Source organism: Brevibacterium spongiae, assembly GCF_026168515.1.
GTDB lineage: Bacteria > Actinomycetota > Actinomycetes > Actinomycetales > Brevibacteriaceae > Brevibacterium > Brevibacterium spongiae.
This window is the reverse complement of the sequence record NZ_CP093443.1, coordinates 3,507,959-3,533,352: the sequence shown is the minus strand read 5'-3', so window position 1 is coordinate 3,533,352 and position 25,394 is coordinate 3,507,959. Positions and strand designations below refer to the sequence as shown.

Sequence of the window (25,394 nt, the reverse complement as noted above, 5' to 3'; positions counted from 1 at the left end):
TAGCCTGTCAACGTGGGCAGGCGAAGAACTGCGTCGATGCCCGACCATGCGACACGACGACGCGATACGACCACGCGAGACCAGGACGCGGGCAGCCGCCCGCAGCCGACCAGCCATCATCAGCAGCAACGCAAGGAGGCGAGATATGCCGCCCAAGGGCTCGAACTCGGTGACGAAGACCTTCGAGATGCTCGCGCTGCTCGGCGAGAACCCCGACGGAATCAGTGCCGCGCAAGCGGCAGAGACCACCGGCTACCCGTTCTCGACGGCCTACCGACTCCTCGGCGGTCTCGTCGAATCCGGGTATGCCAGCTTCGATGCACGCACGAAGATCTACACGCTCGGCATGGAGGTCTTCCGGCTGGCGCAGAAGGTCGCCCACCGGCGCGGACTCGCAGGGGCGACGAAAGACCTCCTCGAGGACCTCACCGCGACGACGGGGGAGTCGAGCATCCTCGCGATTCGCCGGGGAAACTCCGCCCTGACCGTGCTCACGGTCGACGGACCGCAGTTCCGCACGACCACGGATCCCGGCGACGAATCGCCGCTGCACACCTCGGCGATCGGCCAGGCGCTGCTCGCTCACGACCCCGATGCCGACGCCACGATCAAGGCCCTCGACCTCGAAGCGCGGACCCCGTACTCGATCACCGACCCCGGGCAGATGCGACGCAAGCTCGCACAGATCCGCGAAACCGGATGGGCAGGTCAGTCCGAGGAGAATGACATCGGCATGAACGCGCTGGCCGTACCCGTCTTCGACCTCGACGGCAGTCTGCTGGCCTCATTGGCGCTGGCAGCCCCTGTCTTCCGTCGCAGTCTCGACGAGCTCGTCGCGCTCGTTCCCCAACTGACCGAAACCGCCGCGGCCGTCGCCGCCCGATTCCCGAGGTGATCATGTCCCATCCCGCCGAGTCCCATCCCGCCGAGTCCGATCCCGACGCGACCGAGCCCGAGACGACCGAGCCCAGTCCGACCGAACCCGATCAGACCGTGCCCGAGATCCTCATTCTCAACGGCCCCAACCTCAACCTGCTCGGCGAACGCGAACCCGAGATCTACGGCCGCACCACCTTGGCCGACATCGAGGCGATGTGTTCGGAAACCGCCGCCGAGGCGGGACTGGCCGTCCGCTGCATCCAGAGCAACCATGAGGGCGGGCTCATCGACGCCGTGCACGAGGCCCGGCACTCCACAGTCGGAGCGATCATCAACGCCGGAGCCTACACGCACACCTCCCTGGCCCTCCACGATGCGCTGAAATCCTACGACCACCCGATCATCGAAGTGCACCTGAGCAACCCGCATGCGCGCGAAGCCGTGCGCCACCACTCCTATCTCTCACCCGTGGCCGCCGCCGTCATCGCCGGAGCCGGCGCGAAAGGCTACGTCCACGCGATGGAGATTCTCATCGACCTGCTCCCGACCGCGAAAGCGAGACCATGACCTCTTCCCTCCTCCTCGGACTCATCGGCGACGGCATCTCCGCCTCCCGCACCCCGCGCATGCACGAGAACGAAGGCGCCGCCCACTCCATCCCCACGATCTACCGCACGATCGACATCGCCGAACCGCGACTGGCGGGCGTCGGCCTCGAGGAGCTGCTGAGCGCGGCGATCCGGCTCGGATTCGACGGACTCAACATCACCCACCCGTTCAAGCAGCAGGTCATCGATCTCCTCGACGCCGTCGACCCGGTGGCCGCGCGCATCGGTTCGGTCAACACCGTCGTCATCGACGCTGCGGGGAAGACGACCGGTCACAACACCGACGTCACCGGATTCGCCGCCGGGTTCCGTGCCGGATTGGACGGTGCCGCCGCCGAGGCGGTCGTGCAGATCGGCGCGGGCGGGGCCGGCCGTGCGGTCGGGTTCGCCCTGGCCGAACTCGGAGTCGGCGAACTCATCATCGCCGATACCGATGTCGATCGGGCCGCCGGTCTGGCGGCGGATATCGGGACAGTCACGGACTCGCAGGTCCGGGCGCGGGCGATCGGACTCGATGAGCTGGAGGCGGCGGCCGCCTCGGCGAACGGGATCGTCAACGCCACCCCGATGGGAATGAAAGCCTACCCGGGAACCCCGGTCGACACTTCGGTGTTCGATGCCGACACCTGGGTGGCCGACGTCGTGTACTTCCCGCTCGAGACGCAGCTGCTCGCCGAAGCCAGGGCGAAGGGATGCCGCACGCTCGACGGTTCGGGAATGGCGGTTAATCAGGCCATCGACGCGTTCGAACTCTTCAGCGGACAGAAGGCGGACCCGCAGCGGATGCGGGATACGTTCCTGTCCTTCGGGACCTGACGTCCTCGGGGACCTGAGGCTCAGTCCTCGGCGGTCTCTCCGGCCGCTTCCGCTTTCTTCTGCTTCCGGTATTCGTTGAAGAAGCTGACGGCGAAGATGCCGACGATGAGCGCCAAAGTCAGCCACAGCGCGTACTTATCGATGACCTTGAGGACGTCGACGGCGGTCTCGCCGAGCTGGTAGCCCAGAACCGTCCAGATGAGGGTGAAGATGAGGCAGCCGATGAGGTCGGCTGCGAGGAACAGCGACAGCCGCATCCGCGTCCACCCGGCGACGAGGTAGACGAGGGTGCCGGGGATGCCCGGGCAGCGGGAGATCACGGTCATGAGGAACAGCGCCCAGTTCGGGATCTTCTTCAGCTGGTTGATGCGTTTGAGCTGCCGTTCGTTCTGGGCGAAGAGCCGCAGCACACCGTCGCCCCAACGGCGTCCGGCCAGCCAGAACGCCCAGTCGAGTTTGGCCATGCCGACGAAGCCGGCGACGATGACCAGCCACAGCGGGATCTCACCGACGCGGGCATAGGCGGCGGCCGCGACGATCGAGGTCTTTGCGCCGTTGATGAACTCCTGAACGACCGGGGCGTTGACGAGCATCCACGGTCGCAGCGGCATGAGGCCCAGATAGATGAGCGGGACGCCGATGATGATGAACAGGAGCAGTTTGTCCAGGCCCGCGGCCTTGCCCTGCCAGGGTTTGAGCGCCGCCCACGGATTCTCCTTGGCAGCCGCCTCGGTGCCGGGGGACTGTGACGCGGACTCGGCCTGGTCGGGGGCGTTCGATGAGGACTCTGACGCAGAGCCGACGGTCTCAGCCTCGTCGCGGTCCGCGCGATCGTCGCTCATCGGTGGGCTCCTGCCGGTCGTCGGGGCGGTCGGCGCTTACGGTATCACAGGCGTCCGAACGGCCCACTTAAGAAGACTCTCATCGCCTGCGGCTCGACTTTGCCGTCTGCCATGGGCAATGTGGTGATTGTGAGCGGACGATCGAAGATTCTCGGCTGGATTGTGGCCGGTCTCGTCATCATGCTCGCAATTCTCACCGTCCTCATCGTGCGCGGCACCTCCCAACCGGACCAGCCGGATCTCAGCCCCGTCGAGGTGACCCCCGAACCGACGGGAACCTCCGAACCGGGCAAGACCGCCGAAGCCGACAACGACGGCACCGCCGGCACAGACTCCAGCGGCCGCCCCTCCGACGGAGGCGACGCGTCGGGCGCGGAGTCGAAAGAGCCGCAGGAACTCGAGCATTCCTACGAACCGGTGCCGAACCCGCCTCGTGAAGTCCCCGACGACGGCGATGACGATGACGGCGACGACGGCGATGATGACGATGACGGCGGCGACGACGGTGACGATGATGACGACTGAACGCCGCGTCGGGTTGTCCGTCCAGAACCGTCTGACGCTGGCCGTCGCAGCGCTGTCAGTGCTCACCCTCTCCGTCGTCGGCGTCATCCTCTATACGGTCGAGTCGAGCAACGTCTCCAGCCGGATCACCGCGTCCATGTCCCAGGAGATCGGGGAGATGCGGACCTTCTCCGAGAACGGGATCGATCCTCAGACCGGCAGACCATTCAGCTCGGTTGATGAGATCCTCAGCCAGTTCCTCGGCCAGAACCGACCCGATGAGGATGAGACGCTCTTCGCGTTCCTCACCGACGGTCGCGTGCTCTACCAAGGCGAACCGGAAGGTCTGCTCGGCAGTTCCGGCGATTTCGAGGCCGCTGTGGCCAGGTCGGCCGAGAGCGGAGGGGAGATCCGCCTGAGCGTCGACGGCGTCGACTACGAAGGCTTCGTCCTCCCGATCACCGGCACCGAGGCGGGGCAAGACGCGAATGCGGACTCTCGAACCGATTCCACCGAGTCGACGACCCGGACGAAGGGCGTCGGTGAAGTCGCCGGCGGGGCGGGTGCGTCGAACGGGCTCGGAGCCTTCGTTGTCGTCCACAATGTCTCGGCCAGCCAGGGCGACCTCGTGCAGATCATGCAGATCTACGTCGTGGTGGCGCTCGCGGCAGCCCTCCTCATCTCCGGGATCTCCGCACTGCTGGCTCGTCGACTGCTGTCACCGGTGACCGAGCTGCGGCGAACCGCTCAGTCGATCTCCGGTGGTGATCTCAGCAGTCGTCTGGCGACGAAGGGACATGACGACATCGCTGAGCTCGGCCATACCTTCAACGACATGCTCGACCGACTCGAGGCCGCATTCGAGGCGCAGCGACGCTTCCTCGACGATGTCGGCCACGAGCTGCGCACCCCGCTGACCATCCTCGGCGGCCACCTCGAGACGATGAACGCAGAGGATGTCGACGATGTCGAGGAGACCCGGACGATGCTGCTCGATGAGACGGATCGGATGGGCCGCCTCGTCGAGGAGCTGCTTCTGCTCGCTCGGGCCCGGCCCTGATTTCGTCCGCCTCGCCGAGGTGGATCTCAGGGAGCTGGTGTCCGCATCCTTGGCGAAGGCGAAGGGGCTCGGAGACCGGGAATGGAAGCTCGATGTGCCCGAATCGTTGAGTTTCCGCGGGGATCGGCAGCGTCTGACGCAGGCGCTTCTGCAGCTGGCGGCCAATGCCGTCGAACATACCGAGGACGGCCAGGCGATCGTCTTCGGCGCCCTGGAAGAAGCCGAATCCGTCCACATCTGGGTCCGTGATGAGGGAGAGGGTGTGCCCGCGGAGATCGCCGAGGACATCTTCGACCGCTTCTGCCGCGGGTCGACCGACGGGTCCGGCTTCGGTCTGGGACTGTCGATCATTACCGCCATCGCCGAGGCGCATGGAGGCACAGTCGTGCTCGACCAGACCTCCATCGGCGCACAGTTCCGCATGATCCTGCCGAAAGGGGCACAGTGAAGAGCATTCTGGTGATCGAGGACGAGCAGCGGATCTCCGCCTTCATCTCGAAGGGGCTGACCGCTGCCGGATTCAGTCCGCAGACCGCCGCCGACGGCATCACCGGGCGGGACCTGGCATTGACGGGAGACTTCGCGCTCGTCATCCTCGACATCGGCCTGCCCGGTCTCGACGGCTTCACCGTGCTGGGGCAGCTGCGAGAGCAGCGACCCGAACTGCCGGTGCTCGTGCTCACCGCCCGGGACAACCCGGACGACACGATCTACGCACTCGAGTCCGGGGCAGTCGACTACATGATCAAACCCTTCCGGTTCGCCGAACTCCTCGCCCGGGTGCGCCTGCGGCTCAAGGAGACCCCGCAGGAACAGGCGGTCACGGAGCTCGTCCGCGGTGAGGTGCGCATCGACCTGCTCAAACGGCAGGTGTGGGTCAAGGACAGCCTCGTCGAGCTCTCGGCTCGAGAACTGACTCTGGCGGAGATCCTGCTGCGCAACCGCGGCAACGTCCTCTCCCGCGAACAGCTGCTCTCCCACGTGTGGGGATTCGACTTCGACCCCGGCTCGAACGTCGTCGACGTCTATATCGGGTATCTGCGCAAGAAGCTCGGCACCGACTTCGTCACCACGGTGCGCGGCTTCGGATACCGAGTGGACTGAGCTCAAGAGCACCGTGGACTGAACCTAAGACCATTCTCATCCGCGTCTTAATTTCATCTTAATCGCAGCCGACAAGCTGAGATGTATGAGAAGACGATTGAGAATCGCACTGTTCTCCCACGATTCGCTGGGACTGGGCCACATCCGCCGCAACCGGGCTCTGGCCTTCGCCCTGGACCGGGACCTGCCGAGCCTGACCGGGCGAGAGGTCTCCGGCCTGCTCATCGCCAGCAGCCCCGAAGCCGCGCGATTCGACCTGCCGGACGGCTGGGACTGGGTGATCCTGCCCGGCGTCACCCCCGCAGCCGGCGGTTACGCCCCGCGGGCGCTCGCCTCCTCGATGGCGGGGCTGAGCGCACTGCGGACGGCGGCGATCTCTGCGATCCTCGACCAGCAGCGACCTGAGCTCTTCATCGTCGACCGCCACCCCTTCGGCATCGGCGGAGAACTGGCCACAGCCATCGACCAGGTGCGCAACCACGGCTGCCGCACTGTCCTCGGTCTGCGCGAGGTCCTCGACACCCCGTCCGTCATCGATGCCGAATGGGAGAAGGTCGGCGGACCGGCCCGTGTCGCCGACTCCTTCGACGCAGTCTGGATCTACGGCGACGCAGACGTCTACGACCCGCGAGCGACCGGTGAAGTTCCCGCAGCGCTCGCCGCCAAGGCCGTCACCACCGGCTACCTCTCCCACCACCGCCCCGACGACGGCGGTTCCACACCGGCTGCGCGCGGGACCGGCCGCTTCGTCCTCACCTGCCTCGGCGGCGGCTCCGACGGAGGCAGCCTCGCCTCCATCGCCGTCGAAGCCGAACCGCCCGACGGGCACCGCCACCTCATCGTCACCGGACCGCAGATGGATACCGAGGAGTTCGACCGAGTGCGGGCCCGCGCCGGCACGGCCACCACCGTCATCCGCCACAGTGACGACATCCCCGGACTCGTCGCCTCCGCGAGAGCAGTCGTGTGCATGGGCGGCTACAACACTCTGGCCGAGCTGATGTCCACCGACACCCCCGCACTCGTCGTCCCGCGCAAGGGCCACCGCGCCGAACAGCCCCGGCGCGCGTTCGCACTCGCCGCAGCCGGAGCCGTCGACGCACACACGATCGACAACCTCAGCGCAGACGTGCTCAGCGACTGGTTCGCAGACGTGGTGGGGCAGCGGGCCGACCGCTCCCACATCGACCTGACGGGACTGACCACGGTTCCCCGTCTGGCGGGCGAACTCATCGCCGACGCCCGCTCGGTCCGCGCAGCCGCACCGGCACCTCTATCCGATTCCGCACCGACACAAAAGCCGACACCGGCACCGCTGTCCGATTCCACACCGGCGACGGCAGCCGCGATGCCCAGCCGTCTGCCCATCACACTCGAGGAGACCAGCCATGCTGTCTGAGACGACATCATCCACTCCGACACCGACACTGACACCGACGATGTCCTCGCAGGCGGCCCCGACGCCCGACGCACGTCCGACCAGCCGCCGCGCGTATGTGCTCAAGATGTACCCGCGCTTCTCCGAGACCTTCATCGTCTCGGAGATCCTCGCCCGCGAGGCCGCCGGCGAAGACCTCGTGATCTTCTCCCTGCGTCCGAGCACGGACACCCGGTTCCATCCCGAACTCGCCCGTGTCCGTGCCGAGGTCATCCACATCGACCGGCCGTCGAGTGCTCGCAGCTTCTGGCAGACCTTCGCCGAAGCCGCAGCGGATCCGCGGCTGACCACGGCCCTGTCGGGCCACCTCGGCGAGTTGGCGGAACTGGGCCACGACGATGCGATCCAAGCCATCACCCTCGCCCGACTGGCACTCGACCACGAGGTGACGCACCTGCATGCGCACTTCGCCTCGGTAGCGACGACCGCGGCCAGGGCGGCCGCGGCGCTGACGGGGATCCCGTACTCGTTCACGACCCATGCGAAGGACATCTTCCACGAGGATGTCGTGCTCACCGACCTGGCCCGCAAGACCGCCGACGCCGACCACGTCATCGCCATCAGCGAATTCAACCGGCGGTATCTTGAGACGGTGCTCGGACCCGAGCTGTCCGACCGGATCGTCGTCGTGCGCAACGGCCTCGAACTCGACCGCTTCCCCTACCGTCCGCGGCCGGGTGCAATGGGCGACGTCCCGCGCACGGGAGGTCTCCCCTCCCTGCTGGCAGTCGGCCGCCTCGTCGAGAAGAAGGGGTTCGCTCACCTCCTCGACGCACTGGCTCGCCTGCGCGCAGACGGGAAGGATTGCCGCCTCGACCTTGTCGGCACCGGTCCGCTGGAGGAGGAGCTGCGGGCACAATCCCGCACGCTCGGACTCGACGACCTCGTCACCTTCCACGGCGCACTGACCCAGGCCGAGGTCCGGCAGATGCTCACCGACCACGACATCCTCGTCGCCCCGTTCGTCATCGGCTCCGACGGCAACGCCGATGGCCTGCCCACCGTGCTCCTCGAGGGCATGGCCACAGGCATCCCGTGCATCGCCGGCGCCGTCACCGCCGTGCCCGAAGTCATCGACCACGACCGCACCGGGTGGCTCGTCGACGGGGCCGATGAGCAGAACATCGCCTCCACCATCGCCGAGGTGGCCGCCGCCCTGCAGACGAACCCCGCCGTCATCCGTGCCGTCACCGATGCCGCGCGTGACCGTGTGCGCGACATGCACGACTCGGCCGTCTAGGCACGTGAACTCGCGCGCCTGGCCGATCGTGCGGCGATCGCCGCGGACACAGTTCCCGCAGCCCCCACCGTCCGCGAGATGGAGTCAGTGTCATGAGAATCGCCTATGTCCTCCTCGACCCCGGCATCGGGGTCTTCGGCACGAAAGGTGCCAGCGTCCACGTCCAGGAGGTCGTGCGCACCTTCCGCGCCCTCGGCCACGAGGTCAGCGTGTTCTGCACCCGCACCGATGACGACATCCCCGCCGATCTCGCGGACCTCGACGTCACTCGACTCGAGGTGCCGCGAGGCCTCGACCGGGGCCAGCGTGAGATCGCGCTGCTGCGACTATCCGATATGCTCGCCGATCTCGTCACGGAGACCACGGCCGCCTCGGGGCAGGGATTCGACCTCGTCTACGAACGCTATTCCCTGTTCTCCACCGCCGGCGCCCGCATCAGCGACCGCCTCGATGTGCCGCTCATCATGGAGGTCAACGCGCCGCTGCTCGAAGAACAGCGGACCCACCGCGGACTCGTCCACGCCGAACACGCCGCCCGGGCCACCGCGGCGAGCTTCGCCGGAGCCGACCGCATCGTCTGCGTGAGCGAACTCGTCGCCGACTGGGTCCGCACCGACTATCCGGGACTCGACGACGTCAGCGTCGTCCCCAACGGAGTGAATACGGAACGGATCACCCCACGCAGCGGCCACGGCCGCCTCGGCGAGGGCGACCGGCGTGCGCACGGGCCGGTACGGATCGGATTCGTCGGCACGCTCAAACCCTGGCACGGCACAGATCGGCTCATCGCCGCCTGCGCCGGACTGGTCGGGGACTTCCGCGTCGACATCGTCGGCCACGGTCCCGAAGCCGATGCCCTGGAAGAGCAGGTCCGGGCGCTCGGACTCGGTGGGCGCGTGCGCTTCCATGGGGCGCTCGGCCCCGAATCCGTGCCTGAAGCGCTGCGCGAATTCGATATCGCGGTCGCTCCATACCCGGCCGGGGAGAACTACTTCTCACCGCTGAAGGTCTACGAATATCTGGCGGCAGGGCTGCCCGTCGTCGCCTCCAGGGTCGGGGCCATCCCCGGCGTGCTCTCTGGAAGCGGAGCCGCGATCCTCACCGACCCTGCCGACACCGCGGATCTCACCCGCGCCCTGCAGCAGCTCATCGACGACGCCGAACTGCGCGCGGAGATGGGTGCTCGGGCCCGGGCGGATGCCCTGGCCAGCCATTCCTGGACCAGGCGTTGCCGGCAGATCCTCGCGCCGGTGACCGACGCCGATCCGGCCCGGGCGAGGGCTGCTCCCGTCGATACCGCTACTGCTCCCGTCGACAGGGGATCGTTTGTGTCGGGACGGCGTCCCGCCTCGGCGGTGAGAGCATGAGCGCGAAGAAGCTCACGGCCTCGGCCCTGCGGCGGACACTGCGGATCATCCGCCCGCACCTGGGCCGGCACACGTGGCTGATCATCGGCGGTATGGCGGCGCTGCTGGCCGACGTCGTCTTCCGCATCCTCGAGCCCTGGCCGATCAAGATCGCCGTCGATGCGGTCACCGCGGCGCTGGGGGCACAGATCGCGCCGACGTTCGGCCTCGACGCCGGGGTCGGCACGACGCTTGCGGTCGTGGCCATCGGCCTGGCCGTCATCGTCGGCGGACGCGCGGCGGCGAACTACGCCTCGACGATCTGCTTCGCTCTCGTCGGTGCCCGAGTGGCCACCCAGCTGCGCTCCCGCGTGTTCGACCATGTCCAGTCACTGTCGCTGCGATACCACTCGAAGGCCTCGATCGGGGATACCTCGCAACGTCTCGTCGGCGATATCGGACGGCTGCAGGAGGTCGCTGTGACCGCGGGGCTGCCCCTGGTCGGCAACCTCATCACCCTCGCCGTCCTGCTCGTCGTCATGGTCGTCCTCGACCCGGTGCTCAGCGCCATCGTGCTCGTCACCGCGGCGGTCTACGGACTCCTGTCGAAGGTCGCGACCCCGAAGATCACGAAGGCCTCCCGGTCCACCCGCAAGGGCGAGGGCCGTCTGGTCGGATCCGCCGCCGAGGCGCTCGGTGCCATCCGCGTCGTCCAGGCCTACGGACTCGAGAAGACCGTGGCCCGCGACTTCGCCGACGGCAACGAACGCGCGCTCAAGGCCGGTGTTCGAGCACGCCGCCTGGCCGCCGGACTCGAGAGGTCCACCGATGTCCTCGTCGGCATCTCGCAGGCGCTCGTGCTCGCATTCGGCGGGTGGCAGGTGCTGCGCGGGGCGATGTCCCCGGGCGACCTCGTCCTCTTCCTCCTCTACCTCAAGATCGCGATGAAACCGCTGCGGGACATGGCCAAGTACACCGGCCGCATCGCCCGCGCAGCCGCCTCGGGGGAGCGGATCGCCGATCTGCTCGACGAACCCGTCGAGATCGCCGACGCCCCGAACGCCGTGACCATGGGACCGGTCTCCGGCGATGTCGTCTTCAACAGCATCACCTCGGCCGACGGGCACGGCCGACCGCTGTTCGACGGGCTCGACCTGCTCATCCCCTCGGGTGAGAAGATCGGCATCCTCGGGGCCTCCGGGGCCGGCAAATCGACCCTGATGAGCTACCTGCTGCGACTGTCCCAGCCGGATTCCGGGGCGATCTACCTCGACGGCTACGACACCCACAACGTCACCCGCGCCTCACTGCGCCAGAATGTGTCCGTCCTCCTCCAGGAATCCGTGCTCTTCGCCGCCAGCGTGCGTGAGAACATCCGCTACGGCCGCCTCGACGCCACCGACGCCGAGGTGGTCGCCGCTGCCCGTGCCGCCCGCGCCGATGAGTTCATCCGCTCCCTGCCCGACGGTTACGACACCGAGCTCGGCAACCGCGGGGACACGCTCTCGGGCGGGCAGCGGCAGCGGCTGGCCATCGCGCGTGCCCTCATCCGCGACGCCCCGGTCGTCGTCTTCGACGAAGCGACGACGGGACTGGACCCGCAGACCCGCGCCGAGGTGGCTGACTCAGTCTCCGCGCTGACAACGGGACGTACGAGCATCGTCATCAGCCATGATGTGGCGATGATCCGCGGACTCGACCGGGTGGTGTGGCTCGAGGACGGGCGGATCGTCGAGGACGGAGCACCGAGCGAACTCGCCGCGGACGAAGGCAGCCGGTTCGCGCGGTGGATCAGATCGCAGGCCGACGAAGCCAAGAGCGTGCCGGAGCCAACACAGGCCGTGGTGTCGGCGGACACTGCGCCGGAGGAGGACACCCTGCCGAACGGTGCGGCGCCGAGGTCGTCCGCACCGGCGGCGGGCCCGGTGCCGGCGGCCGCGGGCCCCCGTCCGACCGCGCCGCCCACCGTCGGCAACGCACCCGTCTACGTAGGAGCCTCATCATGACCGTACCGTCAGTCGCACCCGCGGACACGCGATTTGCACAGCTGCCCTTTGTCGACGAGCTGCGATCGGCCGAAGGGCTCTCCCGACGTCTGGGATTCGCGGTCCGGCCCCACCGGATCCGCGTGAAACCGGGCAGCAGCGCCATCGTCGCGTGGCAGCGCGAGGAACCGAGCAGCCTCGGTGATTTCGCCGATCACGGGTTCACCGCAGTGATGACGAGCCCCGACAAACTCGCCAATGCACAGCGGCGGGCAGCCCGGCACGGGCAGGACCTGACCATCCACGAGGCTGCCGATCCTCGCTCGGCAGGCGCGAGCGGAGCCGTGCTGGTCAGCGGCGGGGTGCTTGCCGACCCGAAGATCGGCAAGCAGGTCGCCCGCACGCTCGACCACCTCGGCGGCGATATCGAAATCATCGGATACAACCCCGCCAGGCGGCTGCTGCTCAAGCACACCCCGATGGACGGGGCACCGGAATTCGTGCGGATCAGTGCGGATTCCCAGCGCCACCTCGCCGAGGCGGCCCACCGCTGGCAGCAGAGACGGCTGCCGAGCCTGCCGGTCGAGTTCATCGGCGGGTGTGAGACCGCCACCCGTTCGCCGTGGTGGGGGATCGGCGATCTGCGCGACCATCCGGATCCGAACGCGGCCGACGAGGTCGGGGTGATCATCGCCGAACTGCACCGTGGCGACCCGACCGAGACGAACGGACGGGACTGGGCTGCTGACAGGGACCCGATCAACCAGGTCGAGACTGCCGGCCGCTCGCTGTCGCGTCTGCTGCCGGAACGGGAAGCGGACGTCGACGAGCTGATCGCCGAACTCCGTCCGCGCATCGCAGCGACGCAGACCCTGCGGGAGATCCACGGAGACCTCAGCCCCGACCAGGTGCTTCTCGGCCGTGACGAATGCCGGATCATCGACCTCGACCGATCCGGCAGAGGTCCGATCGGGGCGGACTTGGGCCGGTGGATCGCCTCCTGCCGCACCAATGCCGGGCTGCACGCACTCGAACAGCCCTTCCTCGACGGCTACCGTTCGGCCGGCGGCGAGGACACCGACCTCGGCGCATGGACGGCCTGGGCGATGCTCGTGGCAGCACTCGAACCATGGCGCAGCTGCTCCACGACATGGAGGGACGAGACGATGCGGATCATCGACGCCGCGATCGACGCGATCGAGGACCGGCCGGACGGATTGGAGGACCGGTCAGGCGGGCTGGAGGACGGGACGGACGGCGTGGAGGGCGGACCGGACGGCATGGAGGGCGGACCGCGCAATCTGGACGGCGGCGCCCGCGTGAAAGGAGCGACGGTATGAGCACAGTGATCGAGGACATCGCCCTCCGCATCCCTGGCACTGTCACCATCGATGAGCTCGACTGGCAGGTGCGGCGCGCTTGGCCCGCCTCCCAAGGCCGCATTGCGTGGGAAGCGGTGCACCCCAGTCACGGGATTCGGGTCGGCTACCTCGGCGAACACGGAGTGAAGGTCCTCGACGCCGACCACGACCCGAAGCTTCCCGGACTCGCAGAGCTGCTCAAGGAGGGAGGCCGACTGGTCTCGCACCGACCGGGCAAACGTGCTGTCGTCCGTCTGGCCGACGGCAGCTTCGCCAAATGCGTTCGCGATGGCCGGGCCGCCGATGTCCTCGTCGGGCAGCGGAGGGCGGCGGGGTTCCTTCCCGGTTTCTCGCTCCCGCAGGTTCTGCGAGCCGATGCCTCGACCGTTGTGCTCAGTGTGGTGCCCGGAGTCGAACTCCACGAACCTGCTGAGCTTGGCACTGACTGGGCGCGAGCCTGGGCCGAGTCTCTCGACGCCTGGGCGAAGGTGCCGCTCACATCGACGGCGATGCCGATCCATGACGCTGCGGCAGAGGTTGATGTCCTCCGCACTTGGCGCGACCGTGCCCTGCCTGTGCTCACCGCAGCCTCCGGTAACCAAGCGAGCATTCGGCCGGATGACCTCGACGCTCTCATCGCGAAGGTCACGGGCGAACTCACCGGCGGGGCCATATCGGATCCGAGGGCGGATCCGAATGCCGAGGCCACGGGCGAACCCACCGGCGGGACCGCCTCGGCGAGGGGCGAACCGTTCGGCCTCATCCACCGGGACCTGCACGACAAGCAGATCATGTGGGATCCGGTCGCCGGTCCCGGGCTGCTCGACGTCGATACGGCGTGTTTGGGTGAGCGCGCCCTCGACCTCGGCAATCTGCGCGCGCACGCCCGGTGGCGCACCGAGCAAGGTCTGTGGACTACAACCGAGGCGGCCGTGGTCATCGATGAAATCGACAGAACCGCCTCGGCGGCGGGGATCGATCCGGGCCGGGTAGGCGTGTACGAGCGGGCCACCCTCATTCGGCTCGCCTGCGTCTATGCGTTCAGGCCGGCCTGGCGCGACCGCGCGGGGGCACTGCTCGACGCTGTCGAGGCGAGCTGGTCCGGGGCGGTGAGGCGGCCGACGTCGACCCGCTAGTCTGGATGGATGTTGGTGCGTGACCGGGCCGGGTGGGTGCTGCCGGCGAATCCCCACGCGGTGGGCAGAATCTCACGGTTCTCCCGGGGCGTGGGCATCGTCTGCGCGATCATCGGTGGGTGGGCGCTGCTCTGCGGCCTCGGGTTCCTGCTGTTCGGAGGATTCATCTTCGATGCCGTCTCTTCGGCCGATCCGGGCAACAAGGGCATCGCCCGCTGGGCGATCGGCGGAGGGATCACGGTGTGCGGAATCGTCTTCACGATTGTCGCCGTCGTCATTCTCGCGCGGGTCCGAAAGCTGCGGAAGGCTCCCCAGCAGTCGGTGCTCACCGTCGATGGTCGCGGGATCTCGGTGGTCGGACTGGGCTCGGCGGACTATCCGGACCTCATCTCGGTCCATGCTCGCATCGGTCCCCGGCCAACCATGTGGTCGACGACGATGGCCAAAACTGCGGGCAATGAGCTCGCCGCCACCCTGGTCGGGCGATCTGAGATCGTCCACGAGCTCATCATCCGCCGCCGCAGCGGACCGGACATCCGGGCCGACCTTTCCATGCACACGAGTCCCGCGAGCTTCATGCAACTGGTCGATCAGCTGCGGGGACTCCTGGCTGCGTACTCGATTCCCGTCGAGTTTCGCCGCTGAGCGCGGGCGTACATCAGCACCTCACCCCGCCGGGCGCGGCCGCAGCTCAGTTCGCTGATCGCGGGCGTGCCTCACTGCTGAGTGCCGGGACGGCACTTCACTCCGCGGTGCTGCGCCGGGCATCGCCCCAGATGTCGACCCCGGAGTCGACGGCGAATTCGTCGATCGCCTTCAGCTCTTCAGCGGTCAGCGGCGCCGCGTCGAGGGCCGCGACATTGTGCTCGAGCTGCTCGACCCGGCTGGCCCCGATGACCAGCGAGGACACGCGATCGTCGCGCAGCGCCCAGGCCAGCGCCATCTGCGCCAGGGACTGACCGCGGGCGGCAGCAATGTCGTTCAATGCCCGAATGCGGGCGAGGTTGTCGTCGCTGAGGAACCCGTCCTTGAACGACGGCTTCTCTTTTCCGGCACGCGAGTCCTCGGGGACCCCATCGAGATACTTGCCGGTGAGCAGCCCCTGCGCCAGCGGCGAGAAGCAGATAACGCCGAGGCCTTCGTCAGCAGTGGTTTCGAGCAGTCCGTCGTCTTCGATCCACCGGTTGATCATCGAATAGGAAGGCTGGTGGATGAGCAGCGGGGTGCCGAGCTCGCGGGCGATCTGTGAGGCCCGGGCGGTGTCGGCAGCGGAGTAGGAGGAGATGCCGGCGTAGAGCGCTCGGCCTGAACGCACGGCGGTATCGAGCGCGCCGATGGTCTCCTCGAGCGGGGTCGACGCATCGGGGCGGTGGGAGTAGAAGATGTCGACATAGTCGAGGCCGAGTCGGCGCAGCGAGGCATCGAGGCTGGCCAGCAGGTATTTGCGGCTGCCGCCGGGTCCGCCGTAGGGGCCGGGGTGCATGTTCCAGCCGGCCTTCGTCGAAATGATGAGCTCATCGCGGTAAGGGTGGAGATCTTCACGCAGCAGACGCCCGAAGTTGATCTCCGCCGAGCCCGGGGGAGGGCCGTAGTTGTTCGCCAGGTCGAAGTGCGTGATGCCGAGGTCGAAGGCCCTCCGGACGATATCGCGCTGATTCTGGAAGGCGACGTCATCGCCGAAGTTATGCCACAGCCCGAGGGACAGGGCCGGCAGGACGAGTCCGGAACGGCCGACCGGGCGGAAGGTCATCGAGTCGTAGCGGTTCTCGGTGGCTAGGTACACAGGTTCTCCTGGCTTCGCGCGGATGGTTTGACCCCAGACTAGTACGGTCCGGGACCGCTGGAGGTTCCGTCCGCTGACGCCGTGACGTCCTGCCACCCTGACGCCGTGACGCGGTGCCGCCCTGACGCCCTGATGCCGTGACGCGGTGCCGCCCTGACGCCCTGATGCCGTGACGCGGTGCCGCCCTGACCCCCTGACCTGCCGGTCAGTCGGTGAGCAGTCGACAGTCAGCCGCAGTCAGTCGGCGTCGGGGTCCGCTTTCACCCCCGCCGAGGCGGCCAGCTCACTGATCTTTCCGGCCATGTCGAGGTCGCGTTCGGTCACGGCCCCAGCGTCGTGGCTGGTCAGCTGGATGTCGACGTGGGGGAAGGTCAGGGTGATGTCGGGATGGTGGCCGGCATCCTCGGCGGCGGCGCCGATCTTGTTGACCAGCTCCAGCCCGGTCGCGAAGTCACCGGTGAGCAGCCGGGTGCCGATCGAGTCTTTGCGGTCCTGCCAGCCGGTCAGGCCGTTGTTCTTGAGTGCGTCCGTCAGGTTCTGTCCGGTATATGCAGTCATGGCTTCATGCTAGGGACTCTTACGTCATCCGTGAACCCCTCCTGGGCTCTTCCGCCGCTCGGGCCTGTTCCTGCCTTCGGTTTCCCGGGCGCAATCGGCCTGATCTGAGGGCCGAGAACTCGGAATTCGCGAGAGCAGCGAGAGGCATAACGCCCGCCTTCCACCACAAAATAGACCAGTGGTCTTGAAATTGAGGTGTGTCCTATGCCTCAATGGTGTCGTGACGAAATTCCACGCCATCCGCGACCAGCTCCTCGACCGGCTCGAGGACATGACCGCCGGAGAGCAGTTCCCTCCGGAGCGTCAGCTCGCCGAGACCCTCGGCATCTCCCGGATGACCCTGCGCCGAGCCATCGACGAACTCGTCGCCAAGGGGATGGTCCGCCGCCGTCACGGCACCGGCGTCTTCGCCCTCGGGCCGAAACTCGACCAGCCTCTGGCCGCGAGCTCGTTCACCGAGGACATGCTCGCCCGCGGAATGCGTCCCGGTTCGCACATCCTCAGCTTCGACACCGCGCGGGCCGGCGCGCACATCGCCCGCCGCCTTCACCTCGACGAAGACGATGACGTCATCGCGGTGCTGCGTCTGCGCCTGGCCGATGACGAGCCGATCGCCCTCGAAGAACTCCACGTCCCCTCAGCCCTCGTCCCGGGCCTGAATGCCGGTGACCTCGAGAACCAGTCCTTCTATGAGCTGCTGCGCAGAAACTTCGGCATCCGCCTCAACCACAGCGTGCAGACGATCGAGCCGACCCTCCTCGACGCCGCCGAAGCTCAGCACCTCGGTGTCGAAGAACTCTCACCCGCGCTGCTGTTCGAACGCATCTCCCGCGGTGCCGACGACCGGCCCTTCGAATTCGTCCGCTCCGTCTACCGCGGCGACCGCTACAAGGTCCGCACCGAGCTCACCGTCCCCGCCGTCGACATCGCACCGACCGGACCCGCAGACGCCACCCCGGACGGCGCCGTTCCCGCGCACTCAGGAGGAGAGCAGCCATGATCATCGCCGGACTCATGACCGGAACCTCCGCCGACGGACTCGACCTCGTCATCGCGGAGTTCCTGCCCGACCCCACCGTCGGCTCGGACCTCGTCGGCGCCGACCCGACGACCTTGACCGTGCGCATCCTCGCCGAACGCGAAACCCCCTTCGATGAGGAGCTCTCCGCCGACATCCTCCGCCTCCTCGAACCCGCCGATGTTCCGCTGTCCCTGGTCAGCAGCGTCGACGCGCGCCTCGGCCGGTTCTCCGCCGAGGCACTGTCCGAACTCTGCAGTGACCATGACCTGCGCCCCGACCTCGTCGTCTCCCACGGGCAGACGGTCCGCCATGACATCAGCGACGGGCAGGTCACCTCGACCCTCCAGCTCGGGCAGCCGGCCTTCATCGCCGAGCGGCTCGGAGTTCCCGTGCTCTCCGACGTCCGCTCCCGCGACGTCGCCGCCGGCGGTCAGGGCGCACCGCTTGTCGGGCTGCTCGACTCCCTGCTTCTCTCGGATGCCGCTCAGGCCGACGCCACCCAGGCCGACGCCGCCGAGGCCGACGCCACCGAGGCCGACGCCACCGCACCCACCGCGGTGCTCAACCTCGGCGGGATCGCGAACATCACTGTCATCGCCCCTGATCAGGATCCCGTCGCCTTCGATACGGGGCCGGCGAACGCCCTCATCGACATTCTCGCCCGCCGCATCACCGACGGTTCGCAGGGATACGACCGCGACGGTGCGCTCGCCGCCGCCGGCACCGTCGACGAGGAGCTGCTCACCGAGCTGCTGACCGAACCGTACTACGAGCTCCCGGCCCCGAAATCGACGGGCAAGGAACTCTTCCACGCCGCCTACCTCGACTCATACCTCAGGTCCCACCCCCACCTCGGCGAGCATGATCAGATCGCGACGGTCACGGCACTGACCGCGCGCACCATCGCCGAGGCGGCCCGCCGTCACGACGTCACCACCGTCATCGCGTCGGGAGGTGGGACTCGCAATCCCGAACTCATGCGCCGCCTCGGCGAAGAGCTCGGCGAGAACGTCGAACTGACCAGCACCGACGAGGCCTTCGGGCTGCCGGAAGGCAGCAAGGAGGCGCTGCTCATGGCGCTCCTCGGGTGGCTGAGCTGGCACGGCCTCGACGGCACCGAACCGAGCCTGACCGGGGCACGCGGCCCGCGCATCGCCGGGCGCTTCACACCCGGTGACGGGCCGCTTCAGCTGCCCGAACCCCTCCACCGACGACCCGCCCGGCTGAGACTGGCCGACTGAACCGGCCAGCACCACCGATATCCCGGCTCAGACCCGATACCCCGACCACGACCCCACAACCCGACCCCGACCAAGACTTCATACCCCAACAAGGAGAGACCAATGCAGATCATCGACCTCCTGGTGATCATCGCCTATCTCGTCGCAACGGCGTGGCTGGGACTGGCGCTGAGCGGCAAGCAGAAGAACCTCAAGGGCTACTTCCTCGGCGGGCGCGACCTGCCGTGGTGGGCCGTCTGCCTGTCCGTCGTCGCCACCGAGACGAGCGCGCTGACCGTCATCGGCATCCCCGTGATGAGCTACCTCGGCGACCTCAACTACCTGCAGCTGGGCTTCGGCTACATCCTCGGCCGCGTCGTCGTCGCCTACTTCATGCTCCCGCGCTACTACGACGGTGAGATGATCACCGCCTACGCCTACCTGGGCAAACGCTTCGGACAGTCGACGCAGACCACGGCCGGTGTGACGTTCCTCTTCACCCGCCTGCTTGCCGACGGCATCCGCGTGCTCGCCGCAGCCATCCCGCTCAAGGTCATCCTCGACGGGCTCGGCATCCACACGAACTACTTCGTCATCATCGTCGTCCTCTCGCTGGTCACGATCGTCTACACGTTCATTGGCGGCATCAAGGCCGTGGTCTGGGTCGACGTCGCGCAGATGTTCCTCTACGTCCTCGGTGGGATCCTCGCGATCATCATCATCTCCGCATCGATCGGCGGCGGATGGTTCGCCGAGGCGGTCGAAGCCGGGAAGGCGAACATCTTCGTCTTCGAGGGCAATCCGATCTCCGCGGACACCTCGTTCATCCCGTCCGTCCTCGGCGGTGCGGTCTTCGCGATGGCCTCGCACGGCTCCGATCAGCTCATCGTTCAGCGCCTGCTCTCCTGCCGGTCGAAGCTCGAGGCGCAGAAGGCGCTCATCACCTCCGGCTTCGTCGTGGTCGTCCAGTTCGCGATCTTCCTGCTCGTCGGACTGGCCCTGTGGGCCTACTACGATCACGCGCTGCCGGCCGATCTCGGTCTGACCCGCGACGATGAGATCTTCCCGCTGTTCATCATCGAGGGCCTGCCCACTGGCGTCTCCGGGCTGCTGCTGGCCGGCATCCTCGCCGCTGCGATGTCGACGCTGTCCTCGTCGCTGTCGGCCCTGTCCTCGTCGACGGTCAACGACGTCTACGCGAAGCTCAAGCGGACCCCGATGACCGATGAGCAGGGCTTCAAGGTCGGTCGCTGGGCGACGATCGGCTGGGGCATCGCGTTCATCCTCCCGGCCACGATCTTCGAGTCCGATTCCGGCAACATCGTCATCCTCGCCCTCGGCATCGCCGGCATCACCTACGGCGGTCTGCTCGGCGCGTTCGTCTTCGGCATCGTCAACAAGCGCGCCCGGGCCGCGGATGCGAACATCGCGTTCGCCCTGGCCGTGGCCGTCAACGCCTTCTTCTTCGTCATGGAGAAGTACGTCACCGGTGAGGTGTGGGTGGCGTGGCAGTGGTACCCGCTGCTCGGCGTCATCGTCACCTTCATCGTCGGCGGGCTGCTCGGCCTGCGCCACAAGACCAAGGTCGTCGAAGAGCCCATCGCCGAGGTGGAAGGAAGCAGCCGCCCATGACCTCCTCCCAGCCCGGCTCAGCCCGACCGACCCCGTCGCCGGAAGCGACGCCGGCGGCGTCGACCGCACGTCCCCTGTCGCCGACCGAGCAGCGCAACCCGGCGAGCTCCGGTCTCGACGAACTCGACACCCTCGGGGTGCTGCGCGTCCTCAACTCTGAGGACCACGCCGTCATCGACGCGGTTTCAGCGGCCCTGCCGCAGCTGGCCCGCCTCGTCGACGCGAGCGCGACACGCATGCGCCGAGGCGGCCGCGTCCACTACTTCGGTGCGGGCACCTCGGGACGGTTGGGGGTCCTCGACGCGAGTGAGCTGCTGCCGACGTTCAACCTCGAACCCGGTCGGGTCATCGGGCATATCGCCGGCGGCCAGGCGGCCCTGGTCAACGCGGTGGAGAACGCCGAGGACTCCGCGGCCGACGGGCGTGCGACCGGATCCGAACTCGGACCCGATGATGTGGCCATCGGCATCGCCGCAAGCGGGTCGACCCCGTACGTCGGCGGGGCGCTCGACGCGGCGCGGGCGAACGGTGCGCACACCGTGCTCATCTCGAACAATCCGCACGCCCCATTGGCGGAGAAGGCCGATGATCACATCGTGCTCGATACCGGCCCCGAGGTGATCACCGGGTCGACGAGGCTCAAGGCCGGCACTGCGCAGAAACTCACCCTCAACGGGTTCTCGACCGCGCTCATGGTCGCCTTGGGCCGGACGTGGGACAACCTCATGGTCTCCGTTGTCGCCACGAATGCGAAGCTGCGCGAACGCACCGTGCGCATCCTCATGGAGGCCGCAGACCTGTCTGATGAGGATGCGAGGGACCTGCTCGAGCGCTGCGATGGCGACCTCAAGACCGCGATCGTCGTCTCCTTCACCGAGGCGGCCCCCGCCCTGGCAGCGTCGACACTGGAGACCCATGACGGTTCGGTCCGGGCCGCAATCGCCGAACTCGTCGGTGGCGCATGAGTCTGATCCTCGGCATCGACATCGGCGGGACCGGCAGCCGAGCCGCACTCGGTGCAGTCGACCTGAACGGCAGCGTCGACAGCGAGCCTCGCAGCGATTCGGAAGTGTCGTCCGACGGGGTGGGCGCCGGACCGCGCATCCTCGACCAGATGACCGGACCCCGCATCGAGATCGGACCGGGCGGCAGCACCGTCCTCGACATCGTCCGGACACTCGTGAGGACGGCCGCGAAGACCTGGGCCGACCGCTTCTCTGAGGTCACCGGCATCGGCATCGGCGCCACCGGCATCGCCTCCTTGGCGGAAGACCCGACAGAGGCACTGACCGACATCTCCACCGAATTCGGGGTGCCCGCGGTCGCTGCCATCGATGCCGTCACCGCCCACCTCGGCGCCCTCGGCGGAACCGGCGGGGCGATCACCGTGCTCGGCACCGGAGCCATCGCCATCGCCCACCCGGGCCCGGACGATGATGGCAACTGGTCGGCTGACTGGTCGCGTGCCGACGGGTGGGGCCACCTCTTCGGCGACCGCGGGGGAGGAGCATGGCTGGGCCGCCACGGACTCGAACTCGCCCTACGCACTCACGACGGAATCGACGACCACGGTCGGTCCCTGCTCGAGGCGGCCACCCGACGATTCGGACCACCCGCGACGTGGCCGGGGCAGTTCTATACGCGCAGCGACCGGGCCGGGCTGCTCGCTGAATTCGTCATCGACATCGCCGAGACCGCTCGCTCCGGAGACGCAGCCTCGGCCGAGCTGCTCCGCCGTGCCGGACAGGAAGCCGCCCGCAGTGCCGTCGCCGCCGCTCGCGCAGCCGATATGCAGGTGCACATCGCGCTCACCGGGGGAGTCGCGGCTGCCGGGAGCCACCTCGTCGAGGGGTTCCGAACCGAAACCGCCCGTCTCCACCCGAATGTCACCATCGTCGAGCCCGCCGGCGGACCGCTCGACGGAGCACTCACGCTCGGCCGCCTCGGTGCCGGTGGGAAACTGAGCGCACAGGATCGGACCGTCTGGACCGGCCAGGACGCCAGGTAACGCGAAAGTCGAAAAAGTCGTCGCCGGCGACGTTCTTTTCGCGTTTCGCGTGACCTGAAGCGAAATCACACCCTGGGAGACCGCACCATCCGCACCTCACGCACCCCGTCATAGTCATCGGTCTTGACGGTGCCGTCGGCGATGAAGCCGTTCTTCGCGTAGAACGCCTGGGCGCGGGGATTCGGGTCGGCCACCCATAGGGCCGTCGTCACGGAAGGGTCGATGACGGCGTCGAGGAGATCCTGCCCGGCACCTGTTCTGTGCATGGATCGGTAGGCATAGAGCACATAGAGGTGCCGATCCTCCGGGTGCTCGACTTTGTCGCGGCCGAGCACGGAGCCGCCCTCGTCCTCCGGACTCGCGCCCTGCCGGTTCTCGCCCTCCTCCGGGGGACCGGCCATGGCGATGCCGACGATCCGGTCGTCGGTTTCGGCGACGGCGCAGGTGAATCTGGACGGATCCGCCTCGGCGATGATGTTCGTCCACATCTGACGGCGGCGGTCGAGGAGGTCAGGGGCATCGAGGAGTTCATCGGGCATGATCCCGCGATAGGTCTCGAGCCACGTGTCGACGTGGACGCGCGCCATGGCGTCGGCATCGGCGGGCACGGGCGGGCGGACGGTGTGAGCCATGACTGGATGCTACCCGACAACACATGCTGTCCGAACGGGCATCGGCACGAAATGTTCACCTGACCTGCACCTGCGCACAAACTGACGGTCAGCCTCGGCGCGCAGGATCGAGAGAGTGAGAGCGAACCGCGAACCAGTTCCAGCAGGCGAATCACTGCCTTCGGGCGAAACACTTCCTCAGAAACTCCGGCCGGCGCCGGTCGACCACCGGCCGCCAAGTGCGAGGATTCGGCTGCCCGGTGCAAGGACTCGGCACTCCGGCGCACTTCCACCCACCGATCTCGAACTGCCGATGGGCCCACGAACTCCGACATATCGGTTCTTCGAAGCGCTGCCGGCGGCGATCAGCTTCACCGCGGTCGGACTGGTGTTCATCCTTCCGTTCATCGACGCGAAGCTCGGAGCGGTCTATGTGATCTCGATCGTCGGTCTGATGTTCGTCCGTGCCATGCTCGGGGCGATCGACGTGGCCCGCGGTTTTCTCCGCTACCGTCGCAGCGCGCGGGTCGACTGGGCCGCCCGACTGACCGACCTGGAACGGGCCATGGACGGGCGGCAGGCTCTGGCACATCCTCGGGGAGGGTTCCGAGCCGACGAACACGCAGACCTTGTGGCGCAGGTCAGCGCCGACCCGGGGTCGATCATGCGGCCATCGACGCTGCTGCATGCGGTCGTCGTGGCCGCCTACAACGAGCCGTACCCGGTCATCGCCGACACCATCCGCACCCTGCTGCACACATCGACAAGACCCGAAAAGCTCCTCGTCTTCTTCGCCCACGAAGAACGCGGCGGCCCTGCGATGGCCGAGACAGCGCGCCGACTCGAAGCCGAATACGGTCACCGCTTCGGTGCCTTCGTTCTCGTCGAACACCCAGCCGCTCTGCCCGATGAGATCGCCGGCAAGGGCGCGAACATCACCTATGCCGGACAACGACTGGCCGAATGGGTCCGAGACCACGCCATCGACCCGCGGCGGGTGATCGTCACGAGCCTTGACTGCGACAACATTCCGCACGAGTCCTACTTCGACTGCGTCGCCTACGAATATGCGATCGCACCGGATCGGGAACGGCTGTCGTTCCAGCCGATCAGCCTCTACATCACGAACATCTGGGATGTGCCGGCGCCCTCTCGGGTCGTGGCCAGCGCGAACTGCTTCTGGAACCTCACGACCACGGTCCGCCGTCTTGCCCTGCGCAACTTCGCGTCCCACGCGCAGCCGCTCACCGCACTGGTCGAGATGGGGTTCTGGTCGAAGCGGACCATCGTCGAAGACGGGCACCAGTACTGGCGCAGCTGGTTCCACTTCAACGGCGACTACCGGGTGGTGCCCATCCATGTCCCGATCTTCCAGGATGCGGTGCAGGCCGGGACGTTCAAGGCCACGATGGTCGCTCAGTTCAAACAGCTCAGCCGCTGGTCCTACGGAGCCTCCGACGTCCCCTATGTCGGGGTCCGGGTTTTCGCCCCCGACGCCCGGTCTCCGTTCTGGCCGGGAGTCCTGCGGTTCTTCTCGCTGCTCGAGGGGCACGTCAGCCTCGCGTCGATCTCGATCATCATCGCCATCGGCGGCTGGATCCCCTTCGTCGTGGCCTCGCAGACGGGGCAGGTCACCTCGGTGGTGGAGCGGATGCCGATGACCGTGGGCATCATTCAGCAGATCGGCATGATCGGACTCATCGTCTCCATTGTTGTGTTCAACGCGCTGCTGCCGCCGCGGCCGATCCACGTTCCCCGCGAACGACGCGTGACGATGTGGCTGCAATGGCTGCTCTATCCGCTCACTCTGTTGGTCTTCAACTCCTCGACCGCGCTGTATTCGCAGTGGTGCCTGCTCACCGGCCGTTACCGCGAACGCTTCGACGTCACGGAGAAGAGGGCCGGAGGGGTGCTCCGTCGTAAAGCCGTGTGAGAACGGGCCTTGGGGCCGGCGCGGACAGACTAGTCGGCATTGCACACGTCGTGATTGATTGAGTCGGGGCTGCCGGAGGGCTCGGGCGATTGCGGCGAGAAGAACTTCGGAATATCATAGAGAGCGTAAGCCCCGTGTGGACCGCTGGTTTCGACCATGTCGCCGGGGCACTGCTTTTTTGGCATACTGCTCACATGTCAGACCGGTGGATTGATGCCTGGCTCGGCGGTTCCCGTTTTCAACGCTATGTCAATGAATGCGATGGGGATAGGGCACGCGCTCTCGAGCTGTATGAGTGGAACGTTGTAG

Annotated in this window: 24 protein-coding genes; 20 read left to right on the top strand and 4 right to left on the bottom strand. The window is 67.5% G+C overall.

Annotation, left to right across the window (positions count from 1 at the left end; translation table 11 throughout):
- Nucleotides 1–145 precede the first annotated feature (145 nt).
- Genes L1F31_RS15950 through L1F31_RS15940 form a run of 3 tightly spaced genes read left to right on the top strand, consistent with a single transcriptional unit; the run spans nucleotide 146 to nucleotide 2,303 of the window.
- Nucleotides 146–895, top strand: coding sequence for an IclR family transcriptional regulator (locus tag L1F31_RS15950; protein ID WP_265418215.1), 750 nt, complete (start codon nucleotides 146–148; stop codon nucleotides 893–895).
- Between the two features lie 2 nt (nucleotides 896–897).
- A complete protein-coding gene (aroQ, locus tag L1F31_RS15945; RefSeq protein ID WP_265418214.1) occupies nucleotides 898–1,446 on the top strand; it encodes a type II 3-dehydroquinate dehydratase in 549 nt (182 codons plus the stop codon).
- Nucleotides 1,443–2,303 (top strand): shikimate dehydrogenase, encoded by an 861-nt coding sequence (locus L1F31_RS15940; RefSeq protein ID WP_265418213.1) that lies wholly within the window; start codon nucleotides 1,443–1,445, stop codon nucleotides 2,301–2,303. The genes aroQ and L1F31_RS15940 overlap by 4 nt, the downstream gene beginning before the upstream one ends.
- A 20-nt stretch (nucleotides 2,304–2,323) precedes the next feature.
- On the opposite strand, the gene L1F31_RS15935 is transcribed toward L1F31_RS15940, so the two are convergent.
- Complete coding sequence (locus L1F31_RS15935; RefSeq protein WP_265418212.1) at nucleotides 2,324–3,145, bottom strand: DedA family protein; 822 nt, start codon at nucleotides 3,143–3,145, stop codon at nucleotides 2,324–2,326.
- Between the two features lie 129 nt (nucleotides 3,146–3,274).
- Here L1F31_RS15935 and L1F31_RS15930 point away from each other — a divergent pair, with 129 nt between their 5' ends.
- From L1F31_RS15930 to L1F31_RS15880, 11 genes are all read left to right on the top strand, one after another.
- Nucleotides 3,275–3,670: a hypothetical protein gene (locus L1F31_RS15930; protein ID WP_265418211.1), complete on the top strand. Its 396-nt coding sequence runs from the start codon at nucleotides 3,275–3,277 to the stop codon at nucleotides 3,668–3,670.
- Nucleotides 3,606–4,709 (top strand): HAMP domain-containing protein, encoded by a 1,104-nt coding sequence (locus L1F31_RS15925; RefSeq protein WP_265418210.1) that lies wholly within the window; start codon nucleotides 3,606–3,608, stop codon nucleotides 4,707–4,709. The genes L1F31_RS15930 and L1F31_RS15925 overlap by 65 nt, the downstream gene beginning before the upstream one ends.
- A gap of 37 nt (nucleotides 4,710–4,746) precedes the next feature.
- The gene (locus L1F31_RS15920; RefSeq protein WP_265418209.1) at nucleotides 4,747–5,157 is read left to right on the top strand and encodes an ATP-binding protein; all 411 of its coding nucleotides are present in this window, start codon (nucleotides 4,747–4,749) and stop codon (nucleotides 5,155–5,157) included.
- Complete coding sequence (locus L1F31_RS15915; RefSeq protein WP_265418208.1) at nucleotides 5,154–5,813, top strand: response regulator transcription factor; 660 nt, start codon at nucleotides 5,154–5,156, stop codon at nucleotides 5,811–5,813. The genes L1F31_RS15920 and L1F31_RS15915 overlap by 4 nt, the downstream gene beginning before the upstream one ends.
- Nucleotides 5,814–5,910: 97 nt before the next feature.
- Nucleotides 5,911–7,212: a glycosyltransferase family protein gene (locus L1F31_RS15910; protein ID WP_265418207.1), complete on the top strand. Its 1,302-nt coding sequence runs from the start codon at nucleotides 5,911–5,913 to the stop codon at nucleotides 7,210–7,212.
- A complete protein-coding gene (locus L1F31_RS15905; protein ID WP_265418206.1) occupies nucleotides 7,202–8,491 on the top strand; it encodes a glycosyltransferase family 4 protein in 1,290 nt (429 codons plus the stop codon). Before L1F31_RS15910 ends, L1F31_RS15905 begins: the two co-directional genes overlap by 11 nt.
- Before the next feature lie 92 nt (nucleotides 8,492–8,583).
- Complete coding sequence (locus tag L1F31_RS15900) at nucleotides 8,584–9,858, top strand: glycosyltransferase family 4 protein (RefSeq protein WP_265418205.1); 1,275 nt, start codon at nucleotides 8,584–8,586, stop codon at nucleotides 9,856–9,858.
- Nucleotides 9,855–11,843 carry an ABC transporter ATP-binding protein gene (locus tag L1F31_RS15895; RefSeq protein ID WP_265418204.1) on the top strand — a complete coding sequence of 663 codons (1,989 nt, stop codon included), beginning with the start codon at nucleotides 9,855–9,857 and terminating at the stop codon, nucleotides 11,841–11,843. Before L1F31_RS15900 ends, L1F31_RS15895 begins: the two co-directional genes overlap by 4 nt.
- The gene (locus L1F31_RS15890; protein WP_265418203.1) at nucleotides 11,840–13,162 is read left to right on the top strand and encodes a phosphotransferase family protein; all 1,323 of its coding nucleotides are present in this window, start codon (nucleotides 11,840–11,842) and stop codon (nucleotides 13,160–13,162) included. Before L1F31_RS15895 ends, L1F31_RS15890 begins: the two co-directional genes overlap by 4 nt.
- Nucleotides 13,159–14,319 (top strand): phosphotransferase, encoded by a 1,161-nt coding sequence (locus tag L1F31_RS15885; RefSeq protein WP_265418202.1) that lies wholly within the window; start codon nucleotides 13,159–13,161, stop codon nucleotides 14,317–14,319. Before L1F31_RS15890 ends, L1F31_RS15885 begins: the two co-directional genes overlap by 4 nt.
- A gap of 9 nt (nucleotides 14,320–14,328) precedes the next feature.
- Nucleotides 14,329–14,964, top strand: coding sequence for a hypothetical protein (locus L1F31_RS15880; protein ID WP_265418201.1), 636 nt, complete (start codon nucleotides 14,329–14,331; stop codon nucleotides 14,962–14,964).
- 97 nt (nucleotides 14,965–15,061) lie between these two features.
- Here the strand turns inward: L1F31_RS15880 and mgrA are convergent, their stop codons facing one another.
- The gene (gene mgrA, locus L1F31_RS15875) at nucleotides 15,062–16,102 is read right to left on the bottom strand and encodes an L-glyceraldehyde 3-phosphate reductase (protein ID WP_265418200.1); all 1,041 of its coding nucleotides are present in this window, start codon (nucleotides 16,100–16,102) and stop codon (nucleotides 15,062–15,064) included.
- Nucleotides 16,103–16,339: 237 nt separating this feature from the next.
- The gene (locus L1F31_RS15870; protein ID WP_265418199.1) at nucleotides 16,340–16,660 is read right to left on the bottom strand and encodes a 4a-hydroxytetrahydrobiopterin dehydratase; all 321 of its coding nucleotides are present in this window, start codon (nucleotides 16,658–16,660) and stop codon (nucleotides 16,340–16,342) included.
- A gap of 220 nt (nucleotides 16,661–16,880) precedes the next feature.
- Here L1F31_RS15870 and L1F31_RS15865 point away from each other — a divergent pair, with 220 nt between their 5' ends.
- The 5 genes from L1F31_RS15865 to L1F31_RS15845 all read left to right on the top strand — a co-directional run bounded on the left by L1F31_RS15865 (nucleotide 16,881) and on the right by L1F31_RS15845 (nucleotide 22,541).
- Nucleotides 16,881–17,660, top strand: a complete 780-nt coding sequence (locus L1F31_RS15865) for a GntR family transcriptional regulator (RefSeq protein WP_265418198.1) — start codon at nucleotides 16,881–16,883, stop codon at nucleotides 17,658–17,660.
- Nucleotides 17,657–18,922: an anhydro-N-acetylmuramic acid kinase gene (locus L1F31_RS15860; RefSeq protein ID WP_265418197.1), complete on the top strand. Its 1,266-nt coding sequence runs from the start codon at nucleotides 17,657–17,659 to the stop codon at nucleotides 18,920–18,922. The genes L1F31_RS15865 and L1F31_RS15860 overlap by 4 nt, the downstream gene beginning before the upstream one ends.
- A gap of 102 nt (nucleotides 18,923–19,024) precedes the next feature.
- The gene (locus tag L1F31_RS15855; RefSeq protein ID WP_265418196.1) at nucleotides 19,025–20,533 is read left to right on the top strand and encodes a sodium:solute symporter; all 1,509 of its coding nucleotides are present in this window, start codon (nucleotides 19,025–19,027) and stop codon (nucleotides 20,531–20,533) included.
- Nucleotides 20,530–21,498, top strand: coding sequence for an N-acetylmuramic acid 6-phosphate etherase (gene murQ, locus L1F31_RS15850; protein ID WP_265418195.1), 969 nt, complete (start codon nucleotides 20,530–20,532; stop codon nucleotides 21,496–21,498). The genes L1F31_RS15855 and murQ overlap by 4 nt, the downstream gene beginning before the upstream one ends.
- Nucleotides 21,495–22,541 (top strand): N-acetylglucosamine kinase, encoded by a 1,047-nt coding sequence (locus L1F31_RS15845; protein WP_265418194.1) that lies wholly within the window; start codon nucleotides 21,495–21,497, stop codon nucleotides 22,539–22,541. The genes murQ and L1F31_RS15845 overlap by 4 nt, the downstream gene beginning before the upstream one ends.
- Before the next feature lie 65 nt (nucleotides 22,542–22,606).
- On the opposite strand, the gene L1F31_RS15840 is transcribed toward L1F31_RS15845, so the two are convergent.
- Complete coding sequence (locus tag L1F31_RS15840; protein WP_265418193.1) at nucleotides 22,607–23,173, bottom strand: GNAT family N-acetyltransferase; 567 nt, start codon at nucleotides 23,171–23,173, stop codon at nucleotides 22,607–22,609.
- 292 nt (nucleotides 23,174–23,465) lie between these two features.
- Between L1F31_RS15840 and L1F31_RS15835 the strand changes: the two genes are divergently transcribed.
- Entirely contained in the window at nucleotides 23,466–25,085 is a 1,620-nt protein-coding gene (locus L1F31_RS15835) for a glycosyltransferase family protein (protein ID WP_265418192.1), read from the top strand.
- The last annotated feature ends 309 nt before the right edge of the window (nucleotides 25,086–25,394 follow it).